Source organism: Kordiimonas sp. SCSIO 12603 (genome assembly GCF_024398035.1).
Lineage (GTDB): Bacteria > Pseudomonadota > Alphaproteobacteria > Sphingomonadales > Kordiimonadaceae > Kordiimonas.
The window spans coordinates 1,424,333-1,440,112 of the sequence record NZ_CP073748.1; the positions used below are offsets into that span (position 1 = coordinate 1,424,333).

A 15,780-nucleotide genomic window follows, 5' to 3' on the forward strand; every position below is an offset into this window, starting at 1 on the left:
AAAGCTTTTCCCGACACACTCAACTCAAGGTGATTCTTGTAGGTGCGTTAGGGGGACGAGCGTGTCGGTTTTTGATGCGATGGCAAACTTTTATGGAGCAGATCCAGCCGAAGATGAAATTCATCTCTGGCCTGATCATCATGCTCCGGATACCAGTAATCATTTAAAAGACGTTGCCGCTTATTTCAATTCCAAGAAGCTTGGTCGGTCTTTTAACCAGCGTCGGGATTTGAACCCTGCTGAACTGCGTAGTTATCTTACATATTTCATGTTGCTTGAATGTGAATTCACAGAGGGCTCAACAGGGCAGGTCATCAGTGAAGCGCATGTCAGGCTTATGGGAACGGATGTTTCTGCCGTTTACGGCGATGGTACCGGGCAGAAGTTGAGTGATTTTCACGGTGTTGCGGCACTTGAACGTTTCAAGCGCGTTACAGAATATTGCATTCAGGAACGCACGATAACAGTTGCACGTTCGGCAGCTTTTAACCGTGGACGGCCAAATTGGGATGTAACAGCCCTTTATGTACCTTTTTCTGATGCGGAGGACAAAAATGTTACCCAGGTGCTGGTCTTTACCGATGTGCTAAGGTGTGAACCGGGATCTGTTAATTAATCATGTCAAAATAGCCCTCTGACAGAAGTGTAAAACAACGTTAAACAGGGTATTTAAATACTAACATCCGTTTATCGCGAACAAAGGGCATTTTACCGCAAGGGTCACGACAAAGAGTTTCTAGCCTGCTAGCTAGATACTCAGAGGAAAGAACCTGAGTTTCGACAGCTAAAAATCCCCACAGAGGGAAAAAGTGATAAACACGGTGCCAAGGGGTTCCGTGTTTTTGCTTTTTATAGGTCTTTTGGTTTCAGGAAAATTGCCATTTCACTGGCTACAGACATCAGCGGTTCGCTGCTTCTGGATGCGCGAGCTGCTACCAGTGCTCCTTCAAAAGCTGAAAGGATAAGCCGAGAAGTAGCCCTGCGCCGTTCTTCAGGCCAGCCTTCGCGCGCGAGCATTTCGCAAACATGTTCGATCCAGATTTCATGTGTACGGTGGGCAACTGGGGTAATCATTTCAGATTGAGGTACGGTCTCTAATACAATCGTGGAAATGGGGTTCCCGTTTCTGTAGCCAGATCGTTCCATCCATTCAGAGAGAAGGGTAGCATATTCCACAACAAAATCAGCAGCTGTAGGTAGCTCTTCGCCAATTTTTTTGATGGCGTTGGTAAGTGTTTTACCTGCAGCTTCCACCGCAGCCGCGCCGATCTCTTCCTTGCCTTCGGGAAAGTAGTGATAAAGGCTGCCTCTCGGGGCTCCAGATTTTTCCAGAATGGCATTGGTGCCCGTCGCAGCGAAGCCTTGCCGGCAGAATAATTCAGCCGCAGCTTCGACGAGAGCATCCCGATGTTTTTGTGGTTTAGCCAAAATTGTTTCCTAAAGCGCTTGGAGTTTTCTTATTATCTGAAGGCAAATGCCTAAAAGTCAAATCTCGAATAGTTAAGTCAGGTGGAATGCGCTTTTAGGTGTTGTTTATATGAGTGTGGGTACCGTAGTTGCCAAAAAAGCCTGTAATTGGCTGAAATGCTGACTCTTGGGCAGTGTTTGACGTAAGTTATTATAAATATTTGATATTTTTATAAATTTTTTACTTAAGTAGGTTTGACAGTGCTTTCTTAACATGGTTAATTTTTGTTAACCTTAAATAGAAATGCGCTATGAATTCAGATGACTTTCAAAATCGGCCTCCTCGTATAACGAGTGATGTAGGTGGTTTTTCCGTAAGCCTGGCATCAGGAGTGGATGACCCACGCGCCAGCTTGGCGGGGCAGGAAATCATGAAATTTTTCCGAGTGAAGACTGAGGGGCAACGTCTCGCGACGAGAACCGATTTTACGCCAAGAGATTTTCAAAAGTATTTACCGAAGATAGCGCTGATCGATTTGCTATATGATGCATCAGGTAATGTAGAAGATGGTGTCCTAAGGGTATCCGGTAGTGATCTTGATGCCATTTTTGGCCCAAGCACTGGCATGAAGGTTATGGATCATCCCAGTGGTGTGGGGTACCGCTGTATTGAGACCGCGAAGCTTGCTGTCCGAGAGCGAGCCAATGTTTTGGCTGATGCACAGGAAGTCCACCCATCAAAGCCTTTTTGGACCAGTCGCTCGGTGAATATACCTCTTGCTGATGAGGCGGGTAAAATTACTCAATTGCTTATTTATGTCAGCGTGGAAAGCAAAACGGGTACACCGAAAGAATGATTTCTTTTGGGTAGGTTAGCTGCTCGTGGCGAAACGCCCTCGAACAGCTTGTACTGCTAACCAATATGCGCCGTAAGCTACCAGAAGCCAGCCAAGTGGAAATGCCATATCAAATACATCCGGCCAATAGTTAAACCAGATGAAAGCATTGACGAGATTAAGGATGGCATCAACAAATTCTTCCACGGCAAGCTTGATGAGATATTCAATGCTAAAGCCATTATTCAATAGCTTTCCAACCACTTCATAAAGCTGGCCAAGTTCGATGAACAGGTATGTAAAAAAGGCCATGGTGCCATAAAAACCACCACCAAATGTCACCCAGTTTTCCATAAGCCAGCCAGGTTTGCTGTCGCCATTTTCTTCCAGTTCTTGTTCTACTTCGCTGTGATGGTTGAAAGGTGTAATGTGGCCTTTTTTCAAAGCCCACCAGTGTATGGCATAGGTGAAGGCAAATAATGGCACACCTATAAGAAGCGCCGCTTTAAATATATCAACGATATTAATCATAACTATTTCTCTTGCGGCTCACTAGGGGCAGATTCAGTCTTTTGTTTAGCTTTTTGGGCATTTTGCAGCTTCTGCCATTCGCCTTTGGCTTTTTCTGTGGTGCTATCGCGCCAGCGTGCAAGGGCAGGCCAAACATGATGGCTATATTGGGAAACCTGCTTGGAGCCGATATAATAGCCAAGATAAGCCATCGCGAGCCAGATAACGATATGATCTTCAATAACGCGGCCCCAGGTAATGAACCATATAATCGCTGCGATGAAATTATAGAGAGAATTGAGAAGAAACTGGATTAGTAGATCAAGCCCAAGATTGCTGAATATATAGGCGATCTTACTAAGGTTTGTGATGAATTCCCAAATTTCCTGAAGCTCTATCACCACGTATGTGAAGAAGGCCATGATACCATAAAAACCGCCACCGAATGTCATCCATTTGTTGATGAAGAAGTCGCCGTGATCGGTTTTTTCACCTTTTTCTTTTTTCTGTTTTTTTTCCTCCTTCATCTGCTCCATTTGGGCTTTTAGTTCTTCACGCGTTTCAAAATGCTTGAGCGTGCCCTGTTTAAGAGCCCAGCCAAGCAGGAAAAAACTGAAGATTCCCACAGGAATAGTAGCCAAGAAGAAGGCTTCGAATATTGCTGATATCATGCGCGCCCCGTTACGCTTTTTTTGTTTCCTCGCTATAAACTAATGTAGGAGCGGTAAGCTGGAGCTTCAATCCCTAAAAAAATAGGGAGCCCGGAGGCTCCCTTGCTGGAGGTGGGGTTTCCTCTATTTGAGGAATGGATAATCCGTGTATCCTTTTGCATCACCGCCATAGAAGGTATCGAAATCAGGTGTGTTTAGATCGGCGCCTTTTTTGAAACGTTCCACCAGATCTGGGTTGGCAATATAAGGTTGGCCAAACGCAACCATATCTGTGTTGCCTAGTGCAATCTCTGCCGCTGCAGTTTCTGCTTTAAAACCGCCTGCTGTTAAGATTGGGCCTTTAAAATATTGGCGTACAAAAGCGTTGATGCTTTCTGGTAGGTCAGGCTTGTCTTTAGGACGGTTCAGGTCGTCGTTTGCTAGTTCAACAACAGAAAGGTAGGCGATACCTTTTTCATTGAGTTTGGTGATGACATATTCATAAAGTGCACCGTTATCTGAAAGAGTTGCCTCAAGGAATGTATTCCAAGGCGAAACACGCACTCCAATTTTATCAAGCGGCCAAACTTCTGATACTGCATCCAGCACTTCAAAGAGCAGGCGAGCACGGTTTTCAATGCTGCCGCCATAGCTATCTGTGCGCTTGTTCACATCGTCAGACAAAAACTGGTTCAGGAGGTAACCATTCGCTGAGTGGATTTCTATACCATCAAAGCCAGCCGCTTTTGCGTTGGCGGCCGCTTGGCGGAAATCCGAAATCAAAGCTTTGATATCACCTTCTGTTAGCGCACGAGGCTCCACAAATGGTTGCCAGCCAGCTTCGGTGAAAGCCTGGCCTGATGCTTCGCCCGGGATGCTGGCCGATGGTGCAACAGGGGTTTCCCCGTTTGGCTGCAGGTCAGGGTGAGAAATACGGCCACAGTGCCATAACTGCGAGATCATCTTAGCGCCGTTTGCCTGCACTGCATTTGTGATGTTTTTCCAACCATCAATTTGCGCTTGGTTGTAAATACCCGGTGTGAAGGCATACCCCGCCCCTGTTGGGGAGATAATGGTTGCTTCAGAAATAATCATCGCAGCACTAGAGCGCTGTTCGTAATATTCGCGCATTAAATCTGTTGGAACACGGTCACTTCCTGTGCGGGAACGGGTTAGGGGTGCCATTACCACACGGTGGTTTAATTCAAGGCTCCCTGCCTTGAAAGGGGTGAACAAGGTATCTGTATTCGCTTCAAATGTTGTTTCTGAAGTCATGTCCTATCTCCGGGTTATAGAAGAATTTACGATGGTTTTTGTCAGGGAAAATGCTTCCGCGCGTTTCAGGATTGCCGTTATCAAGGGGCTGATTACAAAGCTGATCAACGGAATGATGATGGCTGCTGAAATCGCGCTCCTGAATAGGATCGAGGTTTCAGGAAACAGCGCAGCATTTGTGCTGGCGAGCAGTGCAACGGTTGGTGTTACAAACACCCACATCAACATAAGGGCTGCGGTACGCGGCGGTTTTTGCTGTGCTTTTTTACCAGACATTGTTTTTCTCTCTGACGAGTGGATCAAATCAATATCTGCTAGATAGGGTAGGTTTATTGATGTTATAATAAGCAATAATTTGATATTTGTATTGCGTTTTATGCAATAATGATTTTGCAGTGTATGAAAAGCGAGCCGTGGTATGGATCAGTTTGCAGCCTTGAAGGCGTTTGTTATTGTTGGTGAAGAAGGCAGTTTTGTAAAAGCTGGCGCGGTGCTCGGTGTGGCAACATCTTCCGTCACGCGTCAGGTGAATAATCTCGAGGAACATTTAGGGGTTAAACTCCTGCACCGCTCTACGCGCAGCGTAACGCTTACGGACGTGGGGGAGAAATATCTGGCAGATGTAAGCCGTGTTCTTGAAGATCTAGACCAGGCAAACCGTAGTGTTATGGATACGGGCACGGGGCCAAGGGGCCTATTGCGGGTAAGCGCGCCGCTTGAGTTTGCTAGAGTGCATATTGCACCATTTTTAAAGGAATTTGGCGACCTGTATCCGGATCTTGAGCTTGAACTGGACCTATCCAACCGAGTGATTAATCTCGCGGAAGAGCGCATTGATGTAGCGATAAGGGTTGGACAAATTGAATCCATGTCGCTGATCGCGCGCAGGCTTGCGGGCCATAGGCGTATTCTCTGCGCTTCTGAAGGGTATTTCAAGCAGTATGGTATCCCCGAACAACCGCAAGATCTGAAGCGCCATAACTGTATTTCTTTTGTTAGTAAAGCTGGCGGCAGAAATTGGCATTTTGAACGGGATGGTGAACGGTACACTGTAAAAGTAAAAGGGAATATGCGGGCCAATAACTCTGAAATCTTGCGACAATCAGCTCTTTTAGGGGGCGGGCTTATTCTGGCACCAGATTGGCTGGTTGGGTGCGATGTAACCTGTGGGCAGCTAAAACAGGTGCTGGCGGATTGGGAAGTGACCACCAACACCAAAAATGGGGACGTAAGCGCAGTTTACTTACCACATCACCGTGGATCACAGAAGATCAACGCCTTCGTTGATTTCCTCAAAGCGAAATATGAACCCACACCTTATTGGTTAAAAAACGTGCAGGGCTGCGATTTATTGTCCTCATCTGAATAAAAATGATCTGTGAATTCAGGGCAGGACATTCCCAGCGAAATATAGCAGCTTTTATGGTGTGATACGATATTTTGAATAAGTTTCAATTTTTTGCATCTGTGATTTGACATATCGAAAAAACCGGATGAAAGTCTCGCACATGAAGTATCACTCAGGTTTAGGGAGCTTGAGAGTTCAGTTTCGAAAATCGTGCGTAGTATTGAGTTTGATTTTCGTATTGCAGCCGCTGTTTGAGGGGGCTGCTGGGGGTGCTCATCGGTGGGAATTGGTTGTCTTTGAGCACCTCCAACTACTTTGATTGATATTCATTCTTTTCCATTTATCAGAAGTGTTTAGTTAGGCTTTCACTCGCCTGTGATTTGCATATTTATTTCAATGATTTACAGCTTAAGCGTTGTTTATGCGCCTTTGAGGAATTTATGAAGCAAGATCCATATAACGCACGTGTGCAAGCTGCTCTAGCATTAATCCAGAGCAAGGGGTGCAAACCGGGAGAGCTTTATTTCCTTGGCCAGGGCCTGTTGAAGCGTTTTGGTTTTGAGGTTAGGCCTTTTTATTTTCTCCCGGCATGGCAACGCTGTTTATGGATGCTCCCTCTTTTTGTAGCTGGCTGGTTTACTGCTAGTTACCTTATGAATTTGATGTGGAGCTCGGAGGGGTCTAATAATTGGGTGGGTTTTGTTGCTGCTTTTTTAACAGGGGGCTTCATGCAGGAACGCAGAATTAGAAAGTTAGATTTACCCGCATGGGGCGATATCCCTATTGAAGAATACGAGGAAATCAAATTCGATGATTAGTGGCGCGAGTAAAGAGTTACATGAAGCCCGTGTTGATGCTGCTATTGAACTCCTTTTGGCTAAAGGAGTAAAGCCTTATGAGAGCTACAGCCTGCCACAGCGATTGTTGAGGTTTTGTGGATATTCAACACGGCCTATGTATTTCTTGCACCCAGTATGGTTTGGGGTGCAAGTGGGGATATTGTACGCTTTATTGATGACGTTGGCATACGCTATTCTTGGTCAGGAGATTAGCTACGGAATTGCTCTGCCTATCTGGAGTGTCTTCTTCGGTACCTTTATGGCTATATTTTTCAAAAGAAGGCGTGAAAAGCTTGATTTGCCTGCATGGGAAGATATCCCTGTTAAAGATCCTGTTTCAGTGGATGTTGTGAATAAGTAAGTGTTCAGAATGACAAATAAAGAAGTTTATGAAGCGAGAACTGTTGTAGCTATTAAGTTGTTGGAAGAAAAAGGGGTTCCCCCATATCAAGCTTATTCTCCATTGCGGCGCCTGCTTAGAAAGATGGGTGTTACCTTTCGTCCATTTTATTTTCTAAGCAAACAGCAAATGACATGGTTGATGTGCTTATATTTTGTTGTTTTGAGCGCTATTGCCAACATACTTAATGGTCGCCCTCCCGAGAGGATTTTTACCACTGCTGTGCTTCTAACGGTTATTGGGTATTTTATGTTTCGCAGCTATTTTGGTTGGCGTTTAAAGCAGCTTAATTTACCCGCTTGGGAAGACGTGCAAATTCCGATAGAAAAAACTCACGTTTGAAGCAAAAGGAACCATATAAGGCATAAGGCTCCTTCGTGTTTTATTTAGATTGCATATACCAGCACGCCAACCATAACCAACTCAACGATCAGAGGGGGTATTGCGGCTTTATCAAAACCATCAAAAACTAAGCCCACCAAGCGGCCAATCGCTACTGCACCAAGTAGGATAGCTACGGCGAGATACCACATGGTTTGCTCCTGCATGTAACCCAGCACAAGCATGCTTACGCTGCCAAGGAACAGGCCTCCTATTACACCGCGAATGGTATTGAGCCCCATGATGCCAACAGGTTCAACAGCAAAGTTTTTCAGCATTTTCTTTGGTGCAAACATAGATGTCATGCCGAGCCCAAATAACATCAAGGTGGCAATGCCAATAAAAATTTCTGGAAGGTTTTCCATTTTTACATTCCTTATGATTGGCTGTGTTAAGCAAAGCTGAGAAGAGCTGCGTATGCATTGTCTTCAAATTTTGGGTTATCAAGGTCAGCATACTCAAGTGTCTGGTCTACAAGCTCACCTGTGGGGAAATTGCCTTTGCTTGCGTAGAAATGTCCGCTTTTGAAGGTTTCGTTCATCACTGTATCAACATAGCGCTTCGCACCTACATCAAGCCCGTGCATCATGCCAAACAGAGGCATTATCGTACCGCCGATATATTTGAACATGATCTTCTTCAGGAAGGGGAGATCGTCCATGCCGTTAGTGCCTGAAGTGCCACCCGGGCTTACGGTGATAAACCGTATATCCTTATGCTTGCGCGCCATTGCAGCCATCCAATATGCGGCGGTTAGCTTAATGGCACCATATTCCACCAAGGGATCGCTTCCTTCACCGTATTTTGTGCCGTTGGCAATTGCGCTGAATTCCTCTGTTGAAGAGGTTTCCATATGAGGGCGTTCAATACCCATTTTCGGAATGCCGCGTGCGGCTTCAGACCCTGCATAAAGCACTGTGGAATTAATTAGGTTGCGTTTCAGGAGTTTATCTACAAACACCGTATGACCAAGCAGGTTTACGGCGAAGATGTTGGTAACACCGTCTGCTGTCAGCGCACGGGGGGTCGTGCCGCCAGTGCCGCCTGCATTTAGAATAATGGCGTCTATCGGTGCTTTGATATTTGCGACCGCTTTGCGCACTGAAGAAAGGTCCATCACATCAATCAATATAATTTCAAAGATGGAGCGCCCGGTTTCTGCTTCCAGTTCTGCCTTGGCTGCAAGTGCTTTTTCCTTGTTCCGGCAAGCCAGATATATTTTCTTTACGTCATTTATCTGTGCGAATTGCCGAGCGCTTTCCCGGCCTAATCCAGCATTTGCGCCGGTGATAAGAATGGATTGTATGTTGCTCATGTTTCTATCCTTGTCTCAATGATTACCCCTTAGATAGGTTGGTTCAAAAATGAGTTGAAGATGGAAATAAGTGAACAGTGTGGTTCAAAAATGAAACAGTTAATATATCAGTCGCTTGACAGATAGTGGTGAGCAGGGCTGAATGGCTTTCGTTGTTGAAGGAGTTGCCTTATGCCTGTTGAAACCATTCTTGCTTTTACCCTCGCTTCTGTACTTCTCGCATTCGCGCCGGGGCCGGATAATCTTTTTGTGCTTACACAGTCTGCGTTAAAAGGTGTTAAGGCGGGTATATTTGTTACCTTCGGTTTGGCAACGGGGCTTATTGTTCACACAGCAGCCGTTGTGCTGGGTTTGGCGGCGCTCATTCAGGTGTCGGTGGTTGCTTTCACGGTGTTGAAGCTTGTGGGTGCAGCTTATCTTTTGTATCTGGCGTGGGGGGCATTTCGTGCAAAGCCTGAAATTGCAGGCGAAGGCGAAGATACAGGGCTTACTGGTTTTCAGTATTACCGCCGTGGTATTATTATGAATGTTACGAACCCGAAAGTATCTATATTTTTCTTGGCATTTTTACCTCAGTTTGTTGATCCGGCCGTGGGCAGCCTTACTATGCAGATGCTTACGCTCGCGTTTGTGTTTTTCCTTGTGACAATTGTGGTTTTCTCACTTTTTGCCCTGCTTTCAGGGTTTCTGGGTTCTCGGCTTGCTAGGTCAGAGAAGGCGCAAAATATTATGAATAAAATCGCCGCATTTGTTTTTGCAGGATTGGCAGCCAAGCTTCTGGTTTCTAAAGCCTGATTATTTAGGCATGAACTGCCTGAATGTTTCTTCCCGAAGGTTGGAAATGTTTTTAAGAGCTAACAGAGCTGCTGCGTAACCAATGAAATCTTCTTTGATAGCTGTATGCCAGGCTTTTAAGGCTGGATGATCACACGGTATCTTGGCCAGTAACTCCATCCCGGTTTTCAGGTATTGTTGCCTGAATTGACTATAAAGCTGGTGATTAAAGTTTGGGTAATTATTGCTATCTGCTTCCAGAACCAGAAGTTGCCATCGCGTAGCTGGATAGACAGCTGGTTGCCAACCACATTTTTCGGTAATTTTTTCCTGAAAATGAGGAAGTAAGGTCCGGTAGGCCGTGAGCTGTTCACTAGTGTAGTTTTTATAATTTCTTAAAATATAAGGCTCAAAACCATTCTGTGTATTTAGTGAATATACAGGGTAAGAGGTGAATATTGTTAGTGTAGTTAATATAATAAGGATATGTTTTTTACTAAATTGCATAACTAAACTTAACAACACTCTGTTTTTGTAAATATTTAAAAATGTATGTTTAATTTTTTCTTTTGTTGAACCTGTGTCTGTTACTGCATATAGTTCACTCAATTTTGTGGGAGCAAAAGAGTAGTGGGGCTTATGCATCAGGGACTCCGCGGCCTGTTTGGTCAAATAGTATTATTGTTAGCTTTTTTAAGCGGTTTTAGTGTGCAAGCGGATGAGCCACAAAAGCAAGCTGAAAAAGACCTTAACCCTGTGATTATGGGGTACATGAATTTTCCACCTTTGATGGAAGACGTTGAAGGTATGCCCAAAGGTTTAATGATTGATCTGGTTCGCAAGCTGGCGCTTGATCAAAAACTGGATGTAACCTTTGTTCACCCTCCAACTACTCGGCTCTATCAGGCAATTGTACTTGGTGAAGTGCATATGTGGGTGGGCAGCCCCTATACCAAACCCTTACAGGGTAATATTCTTTACACTGAAAAACCTATTACAAAGGCAAGCCTTTATCTGTTCGCGCGCAAGGGGCAAATCGTGCCTGAGCTGAACAAGTTAAGTGGTAAACCTCTTATCGTGTTAGCGGGGTATCAATATGGTGAATTGCTGAAACGCATTACCGGCATGCATGAAAACATGCTTGTTTTGCCTGCAAGGAACCGGGCCACGGCTTTTGATTTGCTCGAAAAGGGGCGAGCAGATTATTTTCTGGATTACCGAAGGCCAAATCTCGGTGTGCTTGGGGATTACAGCACTCGGGCAATTCAGTCTTTTGATATTCACCTGATCGTTTCAAAAAAAGCGCCGCAGCCAGAATTACTGCTTGAGAAGCTTGAACGAGGACTCGTAAATATCGGGTATCAGAGGCACGCAGAATAGAAGTGTTTAGGCGCATTACTGTTTAAAAAGCAGCTCTGCCAGTATGGGAAGCTGCTTTGTTGGTTTATGCTTCAGCTTGTTTTTCTTTTCTTTCGCCACCTAACAGCATCACAATAATGCACGTAGCGATGCCGCCGCCCGCGAGCATGAGCGTAAGGGCTTCATAGCCGTGCTCAAAAACAGGGCTGCTGGCAAGTGCTGCACCAGCCGCCGCACCGATAGTGGGCAGGGCGCTTAGAAGTGAACTTGCTGTACCGGCTGCATGTGCTGCTGGTTCAAGGGCAATAGCATTTGCCACAGGCATCATGATAGAGAAGGCCAGGCAGTATAGGAACACAAGGGACCACAAAATATAAAGCGGTACTTGTTCCTGCGCACATAAAAGCATGGCAACACCAATAATACCTGAAAGGGCGGCGCCAAGTTTAAGTGGCGCGCGTACGCTACGTGTACCGAGAATTTTGCGACTGATAGCGGGACCAATCATCACGCTGCTGGCACTCAAGGCAAACAGCACACCGAACTGTTCCGGTGTTACACCGTAGTGTGCGTTTGTCATGGCAGCACCGATACCAAGAATGGCTGCATAGCCGCCGAACACGGTTGTCATGGCCAGCGTTCCCATCAGGAAATCTCTGTGGGTGAAAAGTTCAATAACCAGGCCGAAGGTAAGCGGTACTCGTTTTTGCACCACGCGTTCAGCGCCTTCACGGGACGGCGCAATGAAAAACTTGGCAACAAACATTAAAGCTACTGTAAATACTGCAAGGAACCAGAAGATACCGTGCCATGTGGTGAACAGCAGAATGCCACTACCTACAAGCGGGGCGAGCAGAGGCGCCGCACCAAAAATCATCAAGATGGTTGCCATTAGTTTGGCAGTGTCTTTCCCGCCGCCCTGATCACGTGCAATCGCACGGGCAATCACCGGGCCGCTGCCGCCAAAAATACCCTGAATAAGGCGGTAGAGCGAGATGCTTTCAAGACTGTCTGCTGTTGCGCAGAGAATACTGGTGATAAGGAAACCAGTCAGCCCGATATAAAGCGGGATCATACGGCCGTATTTATCGGCAAGTGGCCCCCACAACAGCTGGCCGGGGCCGTAGCCGATAAAGTAGGCGGCGATAATCACGCCAGCTTCTTCAGCGCGCTGGCCAAAGTCAACCGCCATGGCTGGCTGGCCGGGCAAGGATATATCAATGGCTGTTGCGGTCATTGCGGATATCGCAGCGAGCGCAAAAATAAAAGAAGGCCGCTGTACAAAGGGCCTTACATCAGGGGAGGCTGTCATCTTTAAATTCTTTTCATTTCTGCTTCAATGATAGCCTTATCCTGAAATAATCATAAAGAAAAGCACGTAAATTGCGCAGGAGCTATGCACAACTGAATGGTCAACCTGCGCGGTGTATTTTACTGTTTATCCGTGGGCCAGCTTTGCCAGATAATGTTGTGAATAATCCATTTGCCATCTTCCTTGGCGAGATGGATATAATCAATTCCCCACATGGCTTCCGCTTTCGCGCTGGCGGTTTTTCCCATTACATCCAGTACCACCGCCCTGCGGAAGGCGTCTTCGGGCAGGTTTTGTTCTTTGTGGAATTTGGGGGCAAGCTTTAAGGCTGCTTCTTTGGTCATGGGGTAAGGGCCTTTGAACTCAGTTGTGCCTTCACCACGCCACCATCCGAGTTTTCGCATATCAGGCGCTAAAACTTTCTCAAGGCGTTCAGGTTCACCTCTATAGAAGCCAAGAATATAATCATTCACGGCTGCCTCAACAGCCTTACGTTCTGCTTCTTCCGCTTCTGGTGAGGCGAGTGCCGTTGGTGTGAAAATTAGGCTTAAAGCAAGCAGGCAAACAGTTGGTAGAGATAATATACGCATGGGTAACCTCCCTCGTGTGATGAGGTAAGAGTGTGCGCTTCATTCAGTTCCCTGTCAAACCACTATAGAATGGCCTTGAAAGCGGCCTTCAGTGTTGGGTGATTGAACCGGAAATCATTTTCCTGAGCAACCTGAGGCACAACCCGCTGACCTGTAAGGAAAAGGTCTGACAGATCCTGTAGAAACAGTTTCACCATAAACGCAGGCGCCCACATAAATTGAGGGCGGTTTAATTTCTTGCTCAGCTGTTTTTGGAAATCTTTCTGGCGTACGGGTTCAGCAGCCGTTGCGTTCACAGGGCCAGATATATCTGTATCATAGACAGCGAAAAGGATCAGCCTGATGATATCTTCAAGGGTAATCCAGCTCATCCACTGTTCGCCACTACCGAGCGTGGCACCAAGCCCGAACTTTGAGGCCATGGTCATGGGCTCCATAAAGCCCCCTTTTTCAGACAGTACAATACCGGTTCTGAGTTTTATAAGGCGACCAACATAATCCCTTGCACCTTCTGCTTCAGCTTCCCAGCTAGAGCAGATGGTTGCCATAAAATCTTCACCGGCAGGGGAATGTTCATCTGCGGTGCCGCGCACCATATCACCATAATAGCCAATAGCGCTGCCGCTTAGCAGCACTTTGGGTTTCTTGCTCTGACGCTTCAGGAAATCATTAATATGTTTTGAAATGCCAGCGCGACTATCAAAAAAACTTTGTTTGCGGGCCTTGGTCCAGAAACCGCCAGCAAGTGGGCTGCCAGCCAGGTGGGCGATATGGCTGAAGGCGGCATCATCAGGCAGGCTGTTAAGATCTGTAATGGCGGTAATGGTATCACCAAACAGCTTATGCGCCTTTTCTGCATCACGGGTGTAGATTGATACTTTTGCCCCGCGGCTGAGAAGTTCAAAGGCAAGCGCGCTGCCAATTAAGCCAGTGCCGCCCGCTATAAGCCAATGATCACCTTCATGAAGTCCCGAAGTTGCTGGGTTTTCTGTCATAAGAACAAACCGCCTTTCTAGCCTTCGTACGTATCTGATTTTACGATGGATTTTAGAGGTTTGTCTATGGTGGTTTGAAATAAACAGTTTAAAGCTTGTTGGGGGAAGATAGTTGGCAAAAACCTGTGATGCTGCTAAATGCCATATAGTGATTTTCTATACATAAAGGTGCCTTCATGCGTTATTGCCTTGTCTCCGTTATTAATGGCGGGCCAGATGAACCCCAGAAACATTATTATGAAGTTGATGGCTCTGATAATGTACTGCGTGCGGTGGAAGATTTTGGCGATGATAGCTACGCCTGGGATGCGGTAAGCGAATATAAAGACGGACAAAATAGCCTGCTTGAAATGCCTTACAGTGATATTGAGTGGGATGAAGAGCCCGCTGAAATACCTGAAGACGAACAGTTGATGATTGAAAGCGCTGTGGATGTTGAAGCGTTTGAAACTGTTTTCAAAGAAGCGCAGGAAAAAGGCGAGCGCGTCGAATGGTAGCCAAAACAAAATTTCGGTTTAAATGAAAAAAGGGCAACCAAAGCCAGATGGTTGCCCTTTTGACTTTTCTCCCCAGGGAGGAACGGGAGAATAATCTGGTGCGAGGCTACCATTGCAGCAGCCTCGCGTGCCTCAGGAATGAAGCAACTGGAAGAATTTTGTGTGTGGGAATTCTTCCAGCAGGGCTAATTGCCTTATGTTCCATTACGGTTTAATGACGGTTTGAAGAAAATTTCAAAAAGACAATAATTGTTGCCTTCGTGCACACTTATGCGCGTTTGATATCTTTCTTTAGCTGCTTCAATAGTTTCTTGAGATTTTTCTCGCTCGACAGTTTTTTCGCCGTGATCATATGTTCCGTGGCAGCTTTCTTGTCGCCCTTCATCAGGTAAAGCGTTGCCATATAATAGTTGGCGTAAGCTTCTCTGAATTTGTTATCGAAAACGCCGTCGTTCAAATATTCTTCAAGGTTGCGGATGCCTGTGTCTGGGTCCATTTTGCTTTTACTGGCAACAGCACCCAGATAGTAATTGGCTGTGTAAGCGGCAAAACGCTCAGGCCCTGTGTTTTTTGTTTTTTCAGATCCACGCTGTGTTTTTAGATACTCAAAGTCTTCAAGAGCTCGGGCATATTGTTTGTTGCCATAAGTGCTTAAAGCGCGCGTGTAACGAGCTTGAATATGATCTGGCACTGCCACGATAATGTCATCGTACAGCTTCATGGCTGCTTCAGGTTGCTCTGTACCCATAAAAACTGAAGCTTCAAGCAGTTGGCCTTCAATCAGGTTGTGCTTTTGAAGTTCTTTTGCCTGAAGAGCAGCTTTTTCTTTACTGCCGCCAAGGAAGCTTGGTGCGCTAAGGTAATAAGTGATTAAACCACGGTTGGCACCTACGTGTGCAGGGTCCAGCTTAACGGCATGTTCAAATGCTTTGCGGCAGGCCTTCGCATATCCCGGTGCAGAGAAAATAGAGGCCTGACCAGCGAGTTCACCATTGGCTGCGCCAATTAGGTACTGCAACTGTGCATCATCAGCGTTGATGGCTTCCGCGGCTTCAAGATACTCAAGTGCTTTTTTCTGTTTTGCAAGCAGCCGGTATGCCTCACCAGTGCGCAAGTTAGCTTCGAAAGCGGTGTCGCCTGCTTTCAGATCTTCCGCGAAAAATTCAATAGCGGCTTTGTAATCGCCCTTTTCAAAGGCTTGGTTGCCTGCCGTAATATCTGCTGTCGCTGGAAGACTTAAGCTTAAAACAGCAGCAAGAATAGTTCCCCTCAGTAGTGTGTGTCGCACAATA

At 46.1% G+C, this 15,780-nt stretch carries 21 protein-coding genes; 9 read left to right on the forward strand and 12 right to left on the reverse strand.

The window, feature by feature from the left end:
• Positions 1-61 precede the first annotated feature (61 nt).
• Complete coding sequence (locus KFE96_RS06420) at positions 62-616, forward strand: PAS domain-containing protein (RefSeq protein WP_255835155.1); 555 nt, start codon at positions 62-64, stop codon at positions 614-616.
• A 233-nt stretch (positions 617-849) separates the two neighbouring features.
• Here KFE96_RS06420 and KFE96_RS06425 read toward each other — a convergent pair whose 3' ends face one another.
• Positions 850-1,428 carry a TetR/AcrR family transcriptional regulator gene (locus tag KFE96_RS06425; RefSeq protein ID WP_247015166.1) on the reverse strand — a complete coding sequence of 193 codons (579 nt, stop codon included), beginning with the start codon at positions 1,426-1,428 and terminating at the stop codon, positions 850-852.
• Between the two features lie 290 nt (positions 1,429-1,718).
• Here KFE96_RS06425 and KFE96_RS06430 point away from each other — a divergent pair, with 290 nt between their 5' ends.
• Positions 1,719-2,264, forward strand: coding sequence for a hypothetical protein (locus KFE96_RS06430; protein ID WP_255835156.1), 546 nt, complete (start codon positions 1,719-1,721; stop codon positions 2,262-2,264).
• Positions 2,265-2,279: 15 nt separating this feature from the next.
• On the opposite strand, the gene KFE96_RS06435 is transcribed toward KFE96_RS06430, so the two are convergent.
• The 4 genes from KFE96_RS06435 to KFE96_RS06450 all read right to left on the reverse strand — a co-directional run bounded on the left by KFE96_RS06435 (position 2,280) and on the right by KFE96_RS06450 (position 4,954).
• Entirely contained in the window at positions 2,280-2,774 is a 495-nt protein-coding gene (locus KFE96_RS06435; RefSeq protein ID WP_255835157.1) for a hypothetical protein, read from the reverse strand.
• Between the two features lie 2 nt (positions 2,775-2,776).
• Positions 2,777-3,424, reverse strand: coding sequence for a hypothetical protein (locus tag KFE96_RS06440; protein ID WP_255835158.1), 648 nt, complete (start codon positions 3,422-3,424; stop codon positions 2,777-2,779).
• Between the two features lie 123 nt (positions 3,425-3,547).
• A complete protein-coding gene (locus KFE96_RS06445; RefSeq protein ID WP_255835159.1) occupies positions 3,548-4,678 on the reverse strand; it encodes an alkene reductase in 1,131 nt (376 codons plus the stop codon).
• 3 nt (positions 4,679-4,681) lie between these two features.
• Positions 4,682-4,954, reverse strand: a complete 273-nt coding sequence (locus tag KFE96_RS06450; RefSeq protein ID WP_255835160.1) for a hypothetical protein — start codon at positions 4,952-4,954, stop codon at positions 4,682-4,684.
• A 142-nt stretch (positions 4,955-5,096) separates the two neighbouring features.
• On the opposite strand from KFE96_RS06450, the gene KFE96_RS06455 reads away from it, so the two are divergent.
• From KFE96_RS06455 to KFE96_RS06470, 4 genes are all read left to right on the forward strand, one after another.
• A complete protein-coding gene (locus KFE96_RS06455; protein WP_255835161.1) occupies positions 5,097-6,047 on the forward strand; it encodes a LysR family transcriptional regulator in 951 nt (316 codons plus the stop codon).
• 419 nt (positions 6,048-6,466) lie between these two features.
• Positions 6,467-6,844 carry a DUF6404 family protein gene (locus KFE96_RS06460; protein ID WP_255835162.1) on the forward strand — a complete coding sequence of 126 codons (378 nt, stop codon included), beginning with the start codon at positions 6,467-6,469 and terminating at the stop codon, positions 6,842-6,844.
• Positions 6,837-7,226 carry a DUF6404 family protein gene (locus tag KFE96_RS06465; protein ID WP_255835163.1) on the forward strand — a complete coding sequence of 130 codons (390 nt, stop codon included), beginning with the start codon at positions 6,837-6,839 and terminating at the stop codon, positions 7,224-7,226. Before KFE96_RS06460 ends, KFE96_RS06465 begins: the two co-directional genes overlap by 8 nt.
• Before the next feature lie 9 nt (positions 7,227-7,235).
• The gene (locus KFE96_RS06470) at positions 7,236-7,607 is read left to right on the forward strand and encodes a DUF6404 family protein (RefSeq protein WP_255835164.1); all 372 of its coding nucleotides are present in this window, start codon (positions 7,236-7,238) and stop codon (positions 7,605-7,607) included.
• 44 nt (positions 7,608-7,651) lie between these two features.
• Here the strand turns inward: KFE96_RS06470 and KFE96_RS06475 are convergent, their stop codons facing one another.
• Positions 7,652-8,011, reverse strand: coding sequence for a DUF4345 family protein (locus KFE96_RS06475; RefSeq protein WP_255835165.1), 360 nt, complete (start codon positions 8,009-8,011; stop codon positions 7,652-7,654).
• Between the two features lie 26 nt (positions 8,012-8,037).
• The gene (locus tag KFE96_RS06480) at positions 8,038-8,961 is read right to left on the reverse strand and encodes an SDR family NAD(P)-dependent oxidoreductase (protein ID WP_255835166.1); all 924 of its coding nucleotides are present in this window, start codon (positions 8,959-8,961) and stop codon (positions 8,038-8,040) included.
• A gap of 171 nt (positions 8,962-9,132) precedes the next feature.
• Here KFE96_RS06480 and KFE96_RS06485 point away from each other — a divergent pair, with 171 nt between their 5' ends.
• Entirely contained in the window at positions 9,133-9,756 is a 624-nt protein-coding gene (locus tag KFE96_RS06485; protein WP_255835167.1) for a LysE family translocator, read from the forward strand.
• On the opposite strand, the gene KFE96_RS06490 is transcribed toward KFE96_RS06485, so the two are convergent.
• Positions 9,757-10,380 (reverse strand): hypothetical protein, encoded by a 624-nt coding sequence (locus KFE96_RS06490; protein ID WP_255835168.1) that lies wholly within the window; start codon positions 10,378-10,380, stop codon positions 9,757-9,759.
• Between the two features lie 63 nt (positions 10,381-10,443).
• Between KFE96_RS06490 and KFE96_RS06495 the strand changes: the two genes are divergently transcribed.
• On the forward strand, positions 10,444-11,115 hold the full coding sequence (locus tag KFE96_RS06495) for an ABC transporter substrate-binding protein (RefSeq protein ID WP_255835169.1): 672 nt from the start codon (positions 10,444-10,446) through the stop codon (positions 11,113-11,115).
• Between the two features lie 64 nt (positions 11,116-11,179).
• Here the strand turns inward: KFE96_RS06495 and KFE96_RS06500 are convergent, their stop codons facing one another.
• The 3 genes from KFE96_RS06500 to KFE96_RS06510 all read right to left on the reverse strand — a co-directional run bounded on the left by KFE96_RS06500 (position 11,180) and on the right by KFE96_RS06510 (position 13,991).
• Complete coding sequence (locus tag KFE96_RS06500; RefSeq protein WP_255835170.1) at positions 11,180-12,406, reverse strand: multidrug effflux MFS transporter; 1,227 nt, start codon at positions 12,404-12,406, stop codon at positions 11,180-11,182.
• Between the two features lie 119 nt (positions 12,407-12,525).
• Positions 12,526-12,996, reverse strand: coding sequence for a nuclear transport factor 2 family protein (locus KFE96_RS06505; protein WP_255835171.1), 471 nt, complete (start codon positions 12,994-12,996; stop codon positions 12,526-12,528).
• A 62-nt stretch (positions 12,997-13,058) separates the two neighbouring features.
• Positions 13,059-13,991, reverse strand: a complete 933-nt coding sequence (locus tag KFE96_RS06510) for a TIGR01777 family oxidoreductase (protein ID WP_255835172.1) — start codon at positions 13,989-13,991, stop codon at positions 13,059-13,061.
• Between the two features lie 176 nt (positions 13,992-14,167).
• Between KFE96_RS06510 and KFE96_RS06515 the strand changes: the two genes are divergently transcribed.
• Positions 14,168-14,488 (forward strand): hypothetical protein, encoded by a 321-nt coding sequence (locus KFE96_RS06515; RefSeq protein WP_255835173.1) that lies wholly within the window; start codon positions 14,168-14,170, stop codon positions 14,486-14,488.
• A 268-nt stretch (positions 14,489-14,756) separates the two neighbouring features.
• Here KFE96_RS06515 and KFE96_RS06520 read toward each other — a convergent pair whose 3' ends face one another.
• Entirely contained in the window at positions 14,757-15,776 is a 1,020-nt protein-coding gene (locus KFE96_RS06520) for a lipopolysaccharide assembly protein LapB (protein WP_255835174.1), read from the reverse strand.
• Positions 15,777-15,780 lie beyond the last annotated feature (4 nt).